The sequence below is a fragment of the Agrococcus sp. ProA11 genome, from assembly GCF_039880525.1.
In the GTDB taxonomy this organism is placed as follows: domain Bacteria; phylum Actinomycetota; class Actinomycetes; order Actinomycetales; family Microbacteriaceae; genus Agrococcus; species Agrococcus chionoecetis.
On record NZ_CP156989.1, the window covers coordinates 1,972,326 to 1,988,309 of the forward strand.

The window sequence follows — 15,984 nt, forward strand, 5'->3', positions numbered from 1 at the left end:
TGTGCGCGGAGGCGTCGCGACCCGTGGCCTGCCGTCCCGCGCCAGAAAGCAACCGTCGGCGGCGTCGCTCCGAATACCCAGTGCGGGGAAGGAGTCGCATGCAGCACCTGCCGGACGAGGATCTCACCGCGCTCGCATTGGGTGAAGCGGTCGAGCGGAGCGAGCACGTCGACGAATGCCGTGCGTGCGCCTGCGAGGTCGCCTCGCTGCGACGCACCGCCGACATCCTCATCGCAGCGCTCGTCGAGCCCGTGCAGCCCCCGGCGGCGCTCTGGCAGCGGACCCTCGACGAGATCGAGGCGGAGGCCGCCGCTGCGCCCACCGTGAATCCGACGGATGGTGCGACGCTGCGCCACGAAGGCGATCAGCGTCGAGCGTGCTTCCGCCGATCCCGAGGCGGCCGTCGACGCGGTCAGTGATCCGGCCAGGCCGCCACCGCGCGGTGGATGCTCGCGGCCGTCGCCTCGGGCACGTCCTCGACGAGCTGCAGCAGCGGCTCGCCCGGCTGCCGGCCCTGCCGAGCCGGCCACCGCCACGTGCCGACCGCGCGACCGTCGACGAGCACGACCGGCTTGAAGACACCGTTGCCACCGGGCACCATCGCGTGCAGCATCGCCGGGCTGGCCGTGTGCGAGCGATCGCGGTAGCCGAGGATCCACTCGTCGAAGCCAGGCACCAGCCGCACGCCGCTGCGACGGCCCGCGGCCGCATCGGAGGCGACGAGCATCGGCTCGCCGCCGACGAGCACGGGCTCCAGGCCCTGCGCTCGGGCCAGCGCGGCTCGGACGAGCGTCTTCGGCAACCCGCTCCACCAGGCGGCATCATCGACAGCGGTCGGGCCACGAGCGGCGACGAAGCGGCCGAGCCCCTCGGCGAGGGCGGCCTCGGGATCGGCCACCGGCGGCGCCGCGCCGCCGAGCAGCAGCTGCTCCTCCCCCTCGAACGGGCCGAAGCGCACGATCCCGTCGTAGGCATGCAGTGCGAGCAGGTGGTAGCCGCGCCGCCGCCGGTCTCGACACCGGCCGCATCCCAGCAGGCGAGCATCGAACGCCGCGAGCGAGGGCCCGCCGAGAGGTGCTCGATGAGCGCCTCCGCCGAGCGCAACGCCACGTCCTCCTCGATGCCGCGGTCGGTGCACATCCGCCATTCCTGCCGCCGCATCCTGGGCGTCACGGCCGCGTGCAGCGCGGCGAGATCCTGCGGCGTCGCGACGAAGAGCGTGCCGCGCATGGCCCACGCGCGGACGAGCTCGCCCCGGTCGAACGCGGCGCGCACGTCGGCCAGCGTGGTGCCCGGCACCGAGCGGATCGCGATCGCGCGCAGCACCTGCGCCAGATCCTGCCCCTGCATCGCGACCATGCGCCGCACCGCCTCGGTCGGCGTCGGCCCGGGCACGGCTCCGCTCGCCGCGCCGCCCGCTCGGCCGCGCCCGTGCAGTCCCTGCGCGACCAGCCGCATCCGCCGTGCTTCCGACCGCGTCATCTGGAGCATGGCGCAACGCTACCGGCGACGGCCGACGGCAGCCGACCCCTTCCGCCGGCGCCGACCCGGTGCATCGGGTCGCGGAAGGCGGAAGGGGTCGAGCGCGGTGGCCGGATGCCGCGTCAGCCCTCCAGCAGGCTCGTCACGAGGGCCGCGATGCGGGACCGCTCTGAGCGCATCAGCGTCACGTGCCCGAAGAGGTCCTCGCCCTTCAGCGTCTCGATCACGCTCGCGACCCCGTCGTGGCGGCCGACCCGCAGGTTGTCGCGCTGCGCGATGTCGTGCGTGAGCACCACGCGCGAGTTCTGCCCGATGCGGCTGAGCACCGTGAGCAGCACGTTGCGCTCGAGCGACTGCGCCTCATCGACGATCACGAAGGCGTCGTGCAGCGAGCGTCCACGGATGTGCGTGAGCGGCAGCACCTCCAGCAAGCCGCGATCGGCGACCTCGTCGAGCACGTTGTCTCCGACCAGCGCGCCGAGCGTGTCGTAGATCGCCTGCCCCCAGGGGTTCATCTTCTCGTCCTTGTCGCCGGGCAGGTAGCCGAGCTCCTGGCCGCCGACGGCGTAGAGGGGGCGGAAGACGATCACCTTCTTGTGCAGGCGCCGCTCGAGCACGGCCTCCAGGCCCGCCGCGAGCGCGAGTGCCGACTTGCCGGTGCCGGCCGAGCCGCCGAGCGACACGATGCCGACCTCGTCGTCGAGCAGCAGGTCGATCGCAAGCCGCTGCTCGGCCGATCGGCCGTGCACCCCGAAGACCTCGCGGTCGCCGCGCACCAGCGAGATCTCGCCGGCTCGCGTCACGCGCCCGAGCGCGGAGCCGCGCTCGGAGGAGATGACCAGCCCGGTGTTGCGCGGCAGATCCTTGACCAGCGACGTCTCGAGCCGTTCATCCTCGTAGAGCGCGTTGATCTGCTCGCCCGAGAGCGCGAGCTCGGTGATGCCGGTCCAGCCGGAATCGACCGCCTGCTCGGCGAGGTACTCCTCCGCCGCCAGCCCGATCGACGCCGCCTTCACCCGCATCGGCATGTCCTTCGACACGACGCACACGTCGAGGCCGTCGTGCGACAGGTTGGAGGCGACCGCGAGGATGCGCGAGTCGTTGTCGCCCAGCTGCAGCCCGCTGGGCAGCACCTGCTGGTTGGTGTGGTTCAGCTCGACGCGCAGGGAGCCGCCGTGCTCGGTCGGCACCGGGAAGTCGAGCCGCTCGTGCACCGTGCGCAGGTCGTCGAGGTTGCGGAGCGCCTTCCGTGCGAAGTACCCGATCTCGGGGTCGTGCCGCTTCTTCTCGAGCTCGGCGATGACGGTCACGGGGATGACCACCTGGTGCTCGGCGAAGCGGTGGATCGCACCCGGATCCGACAGCAGCACGCTCGTGTCGAGCACGTAGGTGCGCTGGCGGGTCGCGAGGCCCTCGGCCTCGTCGGCTGCGGATGCGGTGGTGGTGGCGAGGTCAGGCACGTGATGCTCCCTTTCCGACCTGTGGTCGGATCACGCGGCCGTCGCCTCCCGTGGTGCTCGCTGGCGCGATGGCCGCTCGCTCGCCGGGCGGATCTGCCCGGCTGACCCGAACATACGCCCGAGATCGGCGACCACGAGGCAGGGACACACGGGCGGTTCCGCAGTCCCCGGAACGTTCACCTGCCCGACACATTCGCCGGGCCGGCAGCGACCGGCCGCCGCGGCGCGGCTCATCTGCCGTAGCGGCGCTCGCGCAGGCCGTAGGCGCGCACCGCGCGCAGGAAGTCCACCTCGCGCAGGTCCGGTCCCATGGCCTCGACGAAGTAGAACTCGCTGTGCGCGCTCTGCCACAGCATGAAGTCGCTCAGCCGCTGCTCGCCCGAGGTGCGGATCACCAGATCGGGATCGGGCTGGCCGGCCGTCCACAGGTGCTCGGCGATCAGCTCGGGCGTGAGGCGCTCGGCGAGCTCTGCAGGGCTCGATGTGTCCGCATTCGCGAGGATCCGCCGCACCGCTTCGACCAGCTCGTGGCGGCCGCCGTAGCCGACGGCCAGGTTGACGTGCAGCCCGTCGTTGTCTGCCGAGCGCGCCGCTGCGGCCTGCAGCGACGAGACCAGCTGCGCGGGCAGGCCCTCCACGTCGCCGACGTGGCGGATGCGTCGGCCCGGCTGCCGCGACAGGTCATCGGCGAGGTCGGCGATGATCTCGCACAGCTCGCCGAGCTCGGCCGACGCGCGCCCGGTGAGGTTGTCGCGCGACAGCAGGTAGAGCGTGACGACCTCCACATCGACGCTCGCGCACCAGTCGACGAACTGGCGCAGCTTCACCGCGCCCGCCCGGTGCCCGTGGCCGACCGTCGCGTGCTTCTGCTCCCGCGCCCAGCGGCGGTTGCCGTCGATGATCATGGCGATGTGGCGCGGCACGGGAGCGCGCTCGAGCTCGTGCCGGAGCCGCCGCTCGTAGTAGCGGTAGACCAGCCGTGATCCCGGGGCGCTGCGCAGTCGCACGTTCCGAATCTAGCGGGCGCGGCACGGATGCATGCTCGGAGCGCTACTGCGTACGGCGTACGCTGTAGCCATGGCAGCAGCATCCCGCGAACCCCAGGGCGCCCCTCAGCACGGCGAGTCGCACGACCTCGTCGACGAGGTCATGGACGGCGCCGCCGACGCGCACCTGCCCTTCATCGAAGCGGCCGGCGACGCGATCGCCGAGGCCGAGATCGAGGGCAAGCCCACCTGGCGCGGCTGGATCCACGCCGGCACCGCCCCGCTCGCGCTCGTCGCCGGCATCGTGCTCGTGGTGCTCGCCAACGGCGCGACCGCGACCTGGTCCACCGCCGTCTTCGCGATGTCCGGCGTGCTGATGTTCGGCGTCTCCGCCGTCTACCACCGCTTCACCTGGTCCGAGCGCACGCGCGTGATGCTCAAGCGGTTCGACCACGCGAACATCTTCCTGCTCATCGCCGGCAGCTACACGCCCATCGCGCTGCTGACGCTGGCCTCCCCCGCCGACTGGATCCTGCTGACGGTCATCTGGAGCGGCGCGCTGCTCGGCATCGCCTTCCGCATCTTCTGGCTCTCCGCGCCGCGCTGGCTCTACGTGCCGATCTACCTCGCGCTCGGCTGGGCCGCCGTCGCGTTCCTCGGCGACATCTGGGCGGCCAACGCCGCGACGGCCGCGCTCGTGATCGCCGGAGGCCTCGCCTACACGGTCGGGGCGATCTTCTACGGCACGAAGAAGCCGAACCCGGTGCCCGGCCACTTCGGGTTCCACGAGCTCTTCCACATCTGCACGGTGATCGCGTTCTTCTGCCACTGGACCGCGATCCTGCTGGTGGCGCTCGCACCGCCGGCGTAGCCAGGCACGAGCGCCACGGCGCAGCTCAGCGAATGGGGCGCTGGTCCTGCGGGTCCTGCGGATCCGACTGCTCGGCCGCAGCCTCCTCCTGCTCCAGCATCTGCCCGGCGTGCGAGGCGGCGAACTCCGGGGTGTCGAACACCTCGCCCGCGATCGGGTCCTGCGCGACGCGGTCCTCGTCGAGCACGGCGACACCGTCGGCATCGACATCCACTGCCGCCGACGACACCTCGTGCAGCGTGACCAGGAACTCGCCACCCTCCGGCGCAGCCTCGGCCGTGGCCGGCGGCAGCCCCGCGAAGGTGGTCGCGACATCGCGGCGTCCGTGCCCGCCGACGTGCGGCGGCAGCTCGGGCTCGGGCTGCTCCACCGCTGCGGAGGACGCGATCTTCGCGCGCATGTAGCGCGGCGTGGACGCGACCTCGTAGTGGAACGCCCGCAGCAGCGCGAAGCAGGCGAGCACCATGATGATCGAGAACGGCACGGCCGTGGCGATCGACGCCGTCTGGAGCGCCGTGAGCGACGCCGAGCCGCCGACGAGCAGCAGCACGGCAGCGACGAGCCCCTCGAGCACCGACCACATGACGCGCGTGAGCTTCGGCGTCACGGTCGCGCCGCCGGTCGCGAGGATGTCGATCACGAGCGAGCCCGAGTCGGAGGAGGTGACGAAGAAGAAGATGATGATGATGATCGCCAGCACGCTCGTGACTGCGGCGAAGGGGAAGGTGTCGAGCAGCTGGAACAGCGAGGTGTTCGCGTCGACGGCCCCGTCGACCAGCATGTCGCCCTCCGCCAGCTGCCGCAGGATCGCGGAGTCGCCGAAGATCGTGAACCAGGCGACGCCGATGATCGTGGGCGCGAGCAGCACGCCGAAGACGAACTGCCGGATCGTGCGGCCGCGCGAGATGCGCGCGATGAACATGCCGACGAACGGCGCCCAGCTCATCCACCAGCCCCAGTAGAAGATCGTCCAGTCACCGGCCCAGGTGTCACCGGCGAGCGGCCACGTCTCGAGCATGAGCCCCGGCAGCGCGCTGGCGTAGCTGCCGGCGTTCGCGACCATGGCCTGGATCAGGACCAGCGTCGGCCCCAGCGCCAGCACGAAGATCGCCAGCAGCGCGGCGAGCGACATGTTGATGTTCGAGAGCCACTTCAGGCCACGGTCGAGACCGGAGACGACCGAGATCGTCGCGAGGCCCGTCACCGAGGCGATCAGCACGATCGTGAACGTCGGCGAGCCTTCGATCCAGCCGAGGAACTCGAGCCCCGAGGTGATCTGCTGCACACCGAAGCCGAGCGACGTCGCGACGCCGAACAGCGTGCCGACGATCGCGACCGTGTCGACGGCGTGACCGATCCAGCCCTCGACGCGCTTGCGACCGAGCAGCGGCTCGAGCAGCCAGCGGATCGACAGCGGCCGCCCGCGGCGGAAGGTCATGTACGCGAGTCCGAGACCGACGACCACGTAGATCGCCCACGCGTGCAGTCCCCAGTGGTAGAGCGTCAGATCCATCGCCAGCCGGCCGGATGCGCTCGTGCCCGCCTCGACGCCCGCGTTGCCGGGGGGCGTCATCATGTGCGAGAGCGGCTCGGCGACCCCGTAGAAGACGAGGCCGATGCCCATGCCGGCGCTGAAGAGCATCGTGAACCAGGAGATCGTGGAGAACTCGGGCTCCTCGTCGTCGCGACCGAGGCGGATGTTGCCGATGCGGGAGATGCCGCAGTAGAGCGAGAAGGCGACGAAGCCCGTGGCTGCGAGCACGTACCACCAGCCGACGCCCTGGGTGATGGCGTCCTTGAGCACCACGAAGGCATTGCCGTCGGTGCCGCTGTAGACGACGGCGAAGACGACCAGGGCGAGGATGATGAGCACTGCCGGCAGGAAGACCGGTCGGCGCACCTGCCGCCAGACGGTCGGCGGATGCCAGTCGCTGCGAAGCGCGGACGCGGGTCGGTCGGCCATCATTCCTCCTGGAGCGGGTGCTGATGCTTGGTATGTCGGGCCCGTCGAGGCTACCGGAGTCGTCAGCGCCGCTCTGGCGTCGCACGGCCGATGCCCCTAGCGTTGAGCCACCATGGGCCACCTCCGAAGTGCAGCCACCGTGCTCGCGGCCATCGCCGTGCTCACGACCACGGGCTGCATCCTGCCGCCGCCGCTCCCGGCCGCGGCGCCGTCACAGCCGCAGACGCAGACCCCGCAGCCGATCCCCAGCCGCACGCAAGCACCGAATCCGTCGAACACGCCGCTGCCGGAGGTGACGCCCGTCGAGCCGGATGCGCCGATCACGCTGACGGACGAGACGGTCGTCGACACCGGCGAGCTGTATGCCGGCAACCCGGGCGAGACGGCCGACGGCTTCTTCCCCGACGCCGCCTTCGACATGCTGCTCGCGCCCACGCTCGGCACGCCCGTCATCGCGCCCGGCATCGCGCTGCCGACGACCGACGCGGGCGACGAGCTGTACGCGGGCGCCGTGCACACCCGCGACGAGAGCCTGCTGCTGTCGACGACCGGGCGGATCGAGATGGAGTCCAGTGCCGGCCGCTTCACGTGCAGCGGCACGGTCATCAACTCGCAGACCGCGCTCATCGTCATCACCGCAGCCCACTGCATCTGGGATGACGACACCAGGGACTACTTCGACCGCATCCGCTTCTCCCCCGGCTACGAGCAGGGCGAGGCTCCCTACGGCACCTGGGAGGTCGAGGAGATGTGGGTGCCGGAGCAGTATCTCGAGGCCAACACCCGCTGGCTCGACGGCGCCGACGACGACGGCTGGATGGGCTTCGACTTCGGCTTCATCCGCGTTGCGCCGCGAGGCGGGCAGACCCTCGAGGATGCGGTGGGCGGCCAGGGAGTGAGCTTCACGGCCGAGACGAACGGCGTCGTGATCGCCGGCTACCCGGGCAACGACGACTTCGACGCAGAGGTGCTGCGCTACTGCGCCGACGACGAGGTGAACTACGGCGCCGGTGGCGACGCGAACTACGGTGCCGACTGCGAGATGGGCGACGGCGCCTCGGGCTCCGGCTGGGTCTCGAACATCGACGAGGCGACTGGCGCCGGCACCATCACCGCCGTCTACTCCAACGGCGGCTCGACCGGTGCCTACGGCCCGCCGCTCGGCATCACCGCCTGGAACGGCCTGCAGTCCCTCGACCGTTGAGTCCGGAGGACGCAATGCGGCTCCGCCGCGTTGCGCCCGGAGGACGCAAGGTCGAGGAGCGCGCCCGCGCGGCGGGCGTGCGTCACGAGACCTAACCCGCCCCGCTGGTCGAGGAGCGCGCCCGCGCGGCGGGCGTGCGTCACGAGACCTGCACGCCCCGCCGCGCCCGGCCTCGTGACGGCCGCGACCCTGCGGGCCGCGGCCTCCTCGACCTACGGAGCGCTGACCCGCGGAGCGACGTCCGGAGCGCTCAGTCGTCCTCGGGGTCCTGCGCCTGACCGAACGCGCCGACCTTCTTCACGGCCTTCGGCTGCTTCGCCGCCGCACGGCGCTGCTGCCGGTTGCCGGCCGCGCCCTGCGACCTCGCGGCCGCCGCGACGGCCGGGTTGCCGCTCTTCCCGCGCGCCTTGCCGGTCTCGGCGCCGAGCTCCTTGCCCTTGGCGTCGTGCACCGACGCCTCGCCGTCCTCATCCGGAGCCGAGTACATGAGCGTCGAGGTGTCCTCCTCGACCTCCTCCAGGCCGCCGCCCTCGATCGCGGGTGCCGCGGCGCTCGCGCCCTGCTGCACCTTCACCTCGAGGTTGAACAGGAACGTCACCGACTCCTCGCGAATCGCCGACATCATCTGCTGGTAGAGCACGAAGCCCTCGTTCTGGTACTCGACCACCGGGTCGCGCTGCGCCATGCTGCGCAGGCCGATGCCCTCGCGCAGGTAGTCCATCTCGTAGAGGTGGTCGCGCCACTTGCGGTCGATGACCGACAGCACGACGCGCCGCTCGAGCAGTCGCATGGCGGGCGCACCGAGCTCGTCCTCGCGCTTGGCGTAGGCGATCCTGGCGTCGGAGAGCAGCTGCTCGGTGACGAAGTCGGCGGTCAGTCGCGGCTGCGCCTCGGCGACCACCTCGTCGATCGTGATGCCGACGGGGTAGATCTGCTTGGCGTCGTTCCAGAGCGACTCGAGGTTCCACTCGTCGCTGTCGTTGCCGACCGTGTGCTCGGCGACGATGCTGCGGATGGTGCCCTCGAGGAAGCCCTGCACGCGCGTGTCGAGGTCGTCGCCGTCGAGGATGTGGCGGCGGTCGGCGTAGATCGCCTCGCGCTGCCGGTTCATGACGTCGTCGTACTTCAGCACGTTCTTGCGCATCTCGGCGTTGCGCGACTCGATCTGCGCCTGCGCGGTGCGGATCGTGCGGGAGAAGATCTTCGACTCCAGCGGGATCTCGTCCTCGTCGGCATCCGCAGCCATGAAGCGCTGGGCGACCGAGCCGCCGAACAGCCGCAGCAGATCGTCCTGCATCGACAGGTAGAAGCGGCTCTCGCCGGGGTCGCCCTGGCGGCCGGAGCGGCCGCGCAGCTGGTTGTCGATGCGACGCGATTCGTGGCGCTCGGTGCCGAGCACGTAGAGCCCGCCGGCGTCGATGACCTTCGCTGCCTCCTCGGCCACGGCCTCCTTGACCTCGGCGAAGACCTCGTCCCAGCGCTCCTCGTACTCGTCCGGCGTCTCCGACGGGCTGAGGCCGAGCTCCTGCATGCGGGTGACGGCGAGGTGCTCGGCGTTGCCGCCGAGCATGATGTCGGTGCCTCGACCGGCCATGTTCGTGGCCACGGTGACGGCGCCGACGCGGCCGGCCTGGGCGATGATCGCTGCTTCGCGCGCATGGTTCTTGGCGTTCAGCACCTCGTGCTTGACACCGTGCTTCGCGAGCTGCGTGGAGAGGTACTCGCTCTTCTCCACGCTCGTGGTGCCCACCAGCACGGGCTGGCCCTTCTGGTGGCGCGCGACGATGTCCTCGACGACGTGCTTGAACTTGCCCTCCACCGTCGCGTAGACGAGGTCGGAGTTGTCGATGCGCACGAGCGGCTTGTTCGTCGGGATGGGCACGACGCCGAGCTTGTAGGTCGACATGAACTCGGCCGCTTCGGTGTCGGCGGTGCCGGTCATGCCGGAGAGCTTCGCGTAGAGGCGGAAGTAGTTCTGCAGCGTCACGGTCGCGACCGTCTGGTTCTCCGCCTTGATCTGCACCCCCTCCTTGGCCTCGATCGCCTGGTGGATGCCCTCGTTGAAGCGGCGGCCCTGCATGATGCGGCCGGTGTGCTCATCGACGATGAGCACCTCGCCATCCATCACCACATAGTGCGAATCGCGCTTGAAGAGCGCCTTCGCCTTCAGCGCGGTGTTGAGGAAGGAGATCAGCGGCGTGTTCGCCGACTCGTAGAGGCTGTCGATGCCGAGCAGATCCTCGACCCGCTCGATGCCGGGCTCGAGCACGCCGACCGTGCGCTTCTTCTCGTCGACCTCGTAGTCGACATCCGGGCGCAGCCGCTTCGCGATGCGGGCGAACTCGCCGAACCAGCGGTTCGCCTCGCCGGCGGCGGGCCCGGAGATGATGAGCGGCGTGCGGGCCTCGTCGATGAGGATCGAGTCGACCTCGTCGACGATGGCGAAGCCGTGGCCGCGCTGCACCATGGCGTCCTTCGAGTGCGCCATGTTGTCGCGCAGGTAGTCGAACCCGAACTCGTTGTTCGTGCCATAGGTGACGTCGGCCTCGTACTGCTCGCGACGCACCTCCGGCGTCTGCCCCGCGATGATGCAGCCGGTGGTCATGCCGAGGGCGCGGAAGACGCGGCCCATGAGCTCTGACTGGTAGCTGGCGAGGTAGTCGTTGACGGTGACGACGTGCACGCCCTCGCCCGTGATGGCGTTGAGGTAGGCGGCGATGGGCGCAACGAGCGTCTTGCCCTCACCGGTCTTCATCTCGGCGATGTTGCCGAGGTGGAGCGCGGCGGCACCCATGATCTGCACCTCGTAGGGGCGCATGCCCAGCGTGCGCTTCGCTGCCTCGCGCACGGCGGCGAACGCCTCCGGCAGCAGGTCGTCGAGCGTCTCGCCGGCGGCGTAGCGGCTGCGGAACTCGTCGGTCTCCCCCGCGAGCTCCTCGTCCGTCAGCTCTTCGAAGGCGTCCTCCAGCGCGGTGACATCTTTGGCGATGCGCTCCAGGCGGCGCCGCAGTCGGCCCTCGCCGGCTCGCAGCATGTTCTCGAAGATATTGGCCACGGTGGGATGCCTCCCGTGCTCGGGGAAAAGATAACGGTTCGGTAACCGACTGCTCATCCTAACAACGCGATCCAAGAGGCGCCCCAGCGCTGCCGGGACGCCTCTTGGTAGCGGGTCAGGACGCGGAGCGCTCGGCCTCCACCACGGGCTCGGTCGCCTCGTCGTCGAGCGTGATGACGCCGTACGACCAGCCCTTGCGGCGGTAGACCACGGCGCACTCACCGGAGGCGTCGTCGACGAAGAGGTAGAAGGGGTGGCCGACGAGCTCCATCTGGTCGACGGCCTCGCGCACGCTCATGCGCTTGCTCGGGAATCGCTTCTGGCGGATCACGACCGGCGACCACTCGGGCTCTCCCTCGTGCGACTGCTCGACGGTCGGGATGGAGCCGGTGCGGACGGCCTCCACGACGGCGGGATCCGCGGGCGTGATGTCGACCTGCTTGAAGCCGTTCGAGACCGCTTCGTGGAGCGGGGTGCGCTTGCGCGCGCTGTGGTCGGTGCGCTTGTCGTGGACGCGGCGTGCGCGCTCCATGACGCGGTGATAGGCGGAGTCGAAGGCCATGTACTTGTCGGGGCCGTCGGCTTCCGCGCGGATGATCGAGCCCGGGCCGTGGACGGTGATCTCCACGCGGCCACCGGCGACGGACGTGTGGGGAACGGAGTGCCGCGAGAGCTTGACATCGAGGGCGGTGGCGCGGGGAAGCAGCTGCGTGACCTTCGTCAGCTTGTCTTCAGCGTATGCGCGGAACCGGTCTGTGATGTCTGCGCCCTTGGCGCCGAACGTGATGTCCATCGTGGCCTCCCGTAGTGATCGGCATCGGCGCCTGCGGCTGCTGCGCCGACTTGCGTGCGGTCACTCTACCCCCGCGGACCCTGCGTCATGCCAGCCCCACGGGAACCCTCCGCATCGTGCGCGCGACAGCCGCGATGCCGACGGGCCGGCAGCCTGCCGCGCGCAGCGCTCGGATCGCCTCACGGGCGGTCGCGCCGCTCGTCACGACGTCGTCGACGATCACGACCGGGCGCCCGTCGAGCTTCCGCGCAGCGCGTGCCGGCAGCAGGAGCGAGCCGTGTGCCGCCGCCTGGCGCTCGGCGGCGGTGCGCTCCTTCTGGGCTCCCGCCGAGCGGGCAGTCGGGCTGCGGCGCAGCGGCAGCGCCCGAGCGCTCGCACCGCGCACCACGAGCGCCACCGGGTCGAAGCCGCGCTGCCGCAGGCCCGCGCGGCTCGACGGCACGCGCACGAGGGACGCCTGGGGCAGCGCGGCGATCGCGAGCGCGAGCCCTGCGCCGAGCACGCGCGCGGTCGCGCGCCCGCCGTGCTCCTTGCAGTCGACGATGAGCGCTCTCGCGGCGCCGCGGTACTCGGTCGCGGCGACCAGCGGCAGGTCGTCGAGCATCCCCCGCACCGGGCCGGCCAGCAGCAGATCCCTGCACGCGGAGCACACCGCCACGTCGAGCGCACCGCAGCCGGGGCACGCGATCGGCCACAGCACGCTCGCCGCCTCCCGCATCGCCGACGCGCCTGCCATGCCCGCATGGTGCCGCACGGCGAGGTCGCCGGGTGCGGGCAGATGGTCTGCCTGTGGATGGCGCGACTGCGCCCGACTACTGCTGGGTGGCGATGAGCCGGAGCGGCTCGAGGCCGGCCGCCGGGCTCCAGACCCGACCGCGGAGGGACAGCAGCTCGCCGTCCGCCCCGAGCGCGCGCAGCGTCGTCGTGCCCTCGCTGCCGCCCACGATCGCCTGCACGCCGCCGCCGGGTGAGGGCAGCTGCTCGGCGACGCCGCCGATCGCGAGCACCGTGATCTGCGGGCGGTCGTCGTCGGTCGCCAGCACCGCCACCTGGGTCGGGCTGACCCAGGTGATGTCGGCGGCCGCGCCCTCGATCGCGGGCAGCGGGTAGGGCTCGCCGAGCGTCATCGGCTGGCCGTCGGCATCGCGCACGACCGCCATCACCCAGAGGCTGCTGGCTCCGCCACCGACGCCGCCGCCCGCGGTGGCGATCGCGAGCCTGGAGCCGTCGCGCGAGAGCTCCATCGCCGCCACCCGGTCGAAGCTCGGCGGCAGCGGGAGCTCGTTGCGCTCGCCGCCGCGCCACGCGAGCAGGCGTGCGGTGGCGCTGCGCTCCTGCAGCAGCACCCACCCGCTGTCGTCGACGGTCGGCACCGCGCCGACGTCGGTGGAGATCACCACCGGCTCCGCGTCCGGCACCACCCAGGCCGCGGTCGAGCCCGTGTGGGCCACACCGCCCGCTGCTCCGACCGTGTAGCTGGTCGCGCCGATCGCCGCGAGCGTAGCGCCGACATCGTCAAGCGCTGGCGCTCCCCCGCCGATCGGGTGCAGCGTCGAGCCCTCGAGCACGAGCGGTCGCGGGTCGACGTCGCCCTCGTCGAACGGGCCGGCCTCCGCGCTGGAGGCGACGAAGCCCGCGAGCCCCTCGACCTGCAGCCGCACCTCGCGCACGCCGACGTCGCGCAGCGACAGCGCGAGCTGCCCGGCGAGCGGCTGCAGGCTGCCGGATCCCAGCTGCTGGATCTGCTCGATGTCGAGCGTGACGGTCATGGTGGTGCCGTCGACGCGCGGCGCGCCCACTCGGGACGCCTCCACTGCTCCGGCGGTGGAGACGGCGGGTGAGAGCCAGGTGGACGGCCCGGCGAGCAGCGCGTCGATGATGCGCTCCGGCAGGGTGGTCGCGGAGCGCTCGAACCAGCGCAGCTCCGGCACGGTGCGAGTGCCGTCCTGCGTGAGCCAGTGCAGCGTGTGGGCACGGAAGAGCTGGTCGAAGTAGAAGGCCGAGAGCACGATGCCGTCGGGCGCCTGCGAGATGCGCCACTCGCCGTCGACCTGCGCGAGCTCGAACTCGAGCGTGCGGTTGCCGGTGGTCAGCTGCAGCGCGCCGCCCGAGCTGACCTCCGACTGCACGGTGAGCTGCGCGCCGGCCGTGGTCTCGCCCGTGAGCGACACCTCCGGCTGCGCGCCCGAGCGCACGATCACCCGCGCATCCGGGTCCCACGTGGATGCGGCCGAACCCGCGAGGTACTCGCGCGCGATCGAGAAGTCGTCATTCGGGCTGATGGCAGCGGCGAGGAAGCCCAGGATGACCTCCTCCTGCGTGGCGCCGGGCTGCGGCTCCTGCGCGAGGAAGACGAGCACGCTGCTCTGCTCGCTCGTGTCGACCTCGCCCTCCGCGACCGGGCCGGAGTCGGGGATCGCGACGCACCCGACGAGGCCGAGCAGCGCCACCACGGCGATCAGCGCGCGCTTCATCGCTCGACCTCCTCAGAGCTAGTGGCGATCGTCGGGTCGACGAGCGCGTTCGGGTGCAGCTCCGGCCCGGCAGGCTGCTGCGCCGCCTCCGGCGTCGTCGCCGACAGCTCCAGGGGACGCGTGTCGTCCGGCTCCAGCTCGATCGGCGAGGCGACCGCACGCGCTCCCGCGCGCGGCAGCGTGAGGCGGAACTGGGTGCCGGCGCCGGGCTTCGACCACACGTCGATCCAGCCGCCGTGCAGTGCGGCATCGTCGCGGCTGATCGAGAGGCCGAGCCCGGTGCCGCCCGTCCGTCGCTGGCGCGACGGGTCGGCGCGCCAGAAGCGGTCGAACACGCGGCTCATCTCGACCTCCGTCATCCCCACGCCGTGGTCGCGCACCGCGATGGCGGCCGCGTCGGTCGAGGAGTCGACGATCACCACCACCGGCTTGCCCTCGCCGTGATCGATGGCGTTGCCGAGCAGGTTCTGCAGGATCCTGCGGATGCGACGCGGGTCGACCTCCGCCTCGAAGTGGCCGCCCGGCGCGATGAGCCGCAGCTCGGTGCCGCGCTCGGCAGCGAGCGGCTGCACCGCCTCGATCTCGCCCTCCGCGAGCCGCACGAGGTTGGTCGGCTCGATCTCCAGCTGCGCGGCGCCGGCGTCGAAGCGGCTCAGCTCCAGCAGATCGGCGAGCAGCTGCTCGAAGCGCTGGATCTGCGTGTAGAGCAGCTCGACGGTGCGACCCGAGACCGGGTCGAACGATGCGCGCCGGTCGTGCAGCACGTCGCCCGCCAGCCTGATCGTCGTGAGCGGCGTACGCAGCTCATGGGAGACATCCGAGACGAAGCGCTGCTGCACCGTCGACAGCGTCGCGAGCTCGTTGATCTGCCGCGAGATCGAGTCGGCCATGCGGTTGAACGAGCGGCCCAGCTTCGCCATCTCGTCCTCGCCCCGCACGGGCATGCGCACGTCGAGCTCGCCCGCGGCGATCCGCGCGCTCGATTCCGCGGCGATCTGCACCGGGCCGACGATGAGCCGCGCGAGGAGATAGCTGATGAGCGCGATGAGCGCGATGAGCGCGAGGCCGCCGAGGAGCATGGTGCGGTGCATGAAGTCGAGCGTCTCCTGCGTCGACTGCAGGCTCGTCATCAGGTAGAGCTCGTACTGGCCGGTCAGCGGCACGTCGACCGTCGTGCCGACCACCAGGCCAGGCTGACCGCCGCTCATCGTCGCGATCCGCACGGACTGGTAGAAGGGGCGCTCGCTGCCGTCGGCAACCGCCGCGCGCAGCTCCTGCGTGAGCAGGTCGGCGTCGAACGCCTGCGACTGCACGTCGTTCATCGTCAGCAGCGTCTCGGTCTGGCCGTCGGTGCGGAGCATCGCGTACTCGGTCGAGGTGCGGCTGGAGATGATGTCGGAGATCGCGCCGAGCGCCGTGTCCTGCAGCGCATCCAGCTCACCGCTCGTGAGGTTCTCCGTCACGGCCTCGTTGAAGATCTGCTGCATCTGACCGCGCGCCTGCACGGCCTCGACGAGCGCGTCGTCGCGTCGGGTCTCGAACAGGTTCTGGCCGACGGATGCCGACATGTAGCCGAGCACGGTGACGAGGGCGAGCGTCGACAGCAGCATGCTGGCAGCGACCACGCGAGCGCCCATCGAGCGCCGGAGCAGGCCGGTCGCCCACTCCCACAGCGTGCGGCGTCGTCCGGCCACCG

Annotated in this window: 12 protein-coding genes; 3 read left to right on the plus strand and 9 right to left on the minus strand. The window is 71.3% G+C overall.

Annotation, left to right across the window (positions count from 1 at the left end; translation table 11 throughout):
• Window positions 1–98 precede the first annotated feature (98 nt).
• Window positions 99–419: a hypothetical protein gene (locus ABG090_RS09505; protein WP_347754240.1), complete on the plus strand. Its 321-nt coding sequence runs from the start codon at window positions 99–101 to the stop codon at window positions 417–419.
• On the opposite strand, the gene ABG090_RS09510 is transcribed toward ABG090_RS09505, so the two are convergent.
• The 3 genes from ABG090_RS09510 to uppS form a co-directional block, all read right to left on the minus strand.
• Window positions 413–1,237 (minus strand): crosslink repair DNA glycosylase YcaQ family protein, encoded by an 825-nt coding sequence (locus ABG090_RS09510; protein WP_347754241.1) that lies wholly within the window; start codon window positions 1,235–1,237, stop codon window positions 413–415. The genes ABG090_RS09505 and ABG090_RS09510 overlap by 7 nt on opposite strands.
• Window positions 1,238–1,604: 367 nt before the next feature.
• Window positions 1,605–2,942, minus strand: coding sequence for a PhoH family protein (locus ABG090_RS09515; RefSeq protein WP_347754242.1), 1,338 nt, complete (start codon window positions 2,940–2,942; stop codon window positions 1,605–1,607).
• Between the two features lie 230 nt (window positions 2,943–3,172).
• On the minus strand, window positions 3,173–3,949 hold the full coding sequence (gene uppS, locus ABG090_RS09520) for a polyprenyl diphosphate synthase (protein WP_347754243.1): 777 nt from the start codon (window positions 3,947–3,949) through the stop codon (window positions 3,173–3,175).
• Between the two features lie 70 nt (window positions 3,950–4,019).
• Here uppS and ABG090_RS09525 point away from each other — a divergent pair, with 70 nt between their 5' ends.
• Window positions 4,020–4,799, plus strand: a complete 780-nt coding sequence (locus ABG090_RS09525; RefSeq protein WP_347754244.1) for a hemolysin III family protein — start codon at window positions 4,020–4,022, stop codon at window positions 4,797–4,799.
• A 25-nt stretch (window positions 4,800–4,824) separates the two neighbouring features.
• Here ABG090_RS09525 and ABG090_RS09530 read toward each other — a convergent pair whose 3' ends face one another.
• The gene (locus ABG090_RS09530; protein ID WP_347754245.1) at window positions 4,825–6,762 is read right to left on the minus strand and encodes a BCCT family transporter; all 1,938 of its coding nucleotides are present in this window, start codon (window positions 6,760–6,762) and stop codon (window positions 4,825–4,827) included.
• 112 nt (window positions 6,763–6,874) lie between these two features.
• Between ABG090_RS09530 and ABG090_RS09535 the strand changes: the two genes are divergently transcribed.
• On the plus strand, window positions 6,875–7,966 hold the full coding sequence (locus tag ABG090_RS09535) for a hypothetical protein (RefSeq protein WP_347754246.1): 1,092 nt from the start codon (window positions 6,875–6,877) through the stop codon (window positions 7,964–7,966).
• A 250-nt stretch (window positions 7,967–8,216) separates the two neighbouring features.
• Here the strand turns inward: ABG090_RS09535 and secA are convergent, their stop codons facing one another.
• The 5 genes from secA to mtrB form a co-directional block, all read right to left on the minus strand.
• Window positions 8,217–11,021, minus strand: coding sequence for a preprotein translocase subunit SecA (gene secA, locus ABG090_RS09540; RefSeq protein WP_347754247.1), 2,805 nt, complete (start codon window positions 11,019–11,021; stop codon window positions 8,217–8,219).
• A 115-nt stretch (window positions 11,022–11,136) separates the two neighbouring features.
• A complete protein-coding gene (gene raiA / locus ABG090_RS09545) occupies window positions 11,137–11,814 on the minus strand; it encodes a ribosome-associated translation inhibitor RaiA (RefSeq protein ID WP_347754248.1) in 678 nt (225 codons plus the stop codon).
• An 85-nt stretch (window positions 11,815–11,899) separates the two neighbouring features.
• Window positions 11,900–12,550, minus strand: a complete 651-nt coding sequence (locus ABG090_RS09550) for a phosphoribosyltransferase family protein (protein ID WP_347754249.1) — start codon at window positions 12,548–12,550, stop codon at window positions 11,900–11,902.
• Between the two features lie 76 nt (window positions 12,551–12,626).
• A complete protein-coding gene (locus ABG090_RS09555; RefSeq protein WP_347754250.1) occupies window positions 12,627–14,288 on the minus strand; it encodes an LpqB family beta-propeller domain-containing protein in 1,662 nt (553 codons plus the stop codon).
• On the minus strand, window positions 14,285–15,982 hold the full coding sequence (gene mtrB / locus ABG090_RS09560; protein ID WP_347754251.1) for an MtrAB system histidine kinase MtrB: 1,698 nt from the start codon (window positions 15,980–15,982) through the stop codon (window positions 14,285–14,287). The genes ABG090_RS09555 and mtrB overlap by 4 nt, the downstream gene beginning before the upstream one ends.
• Window positions 15,983–15,984 lie beyond the last annotated feature (2 nt).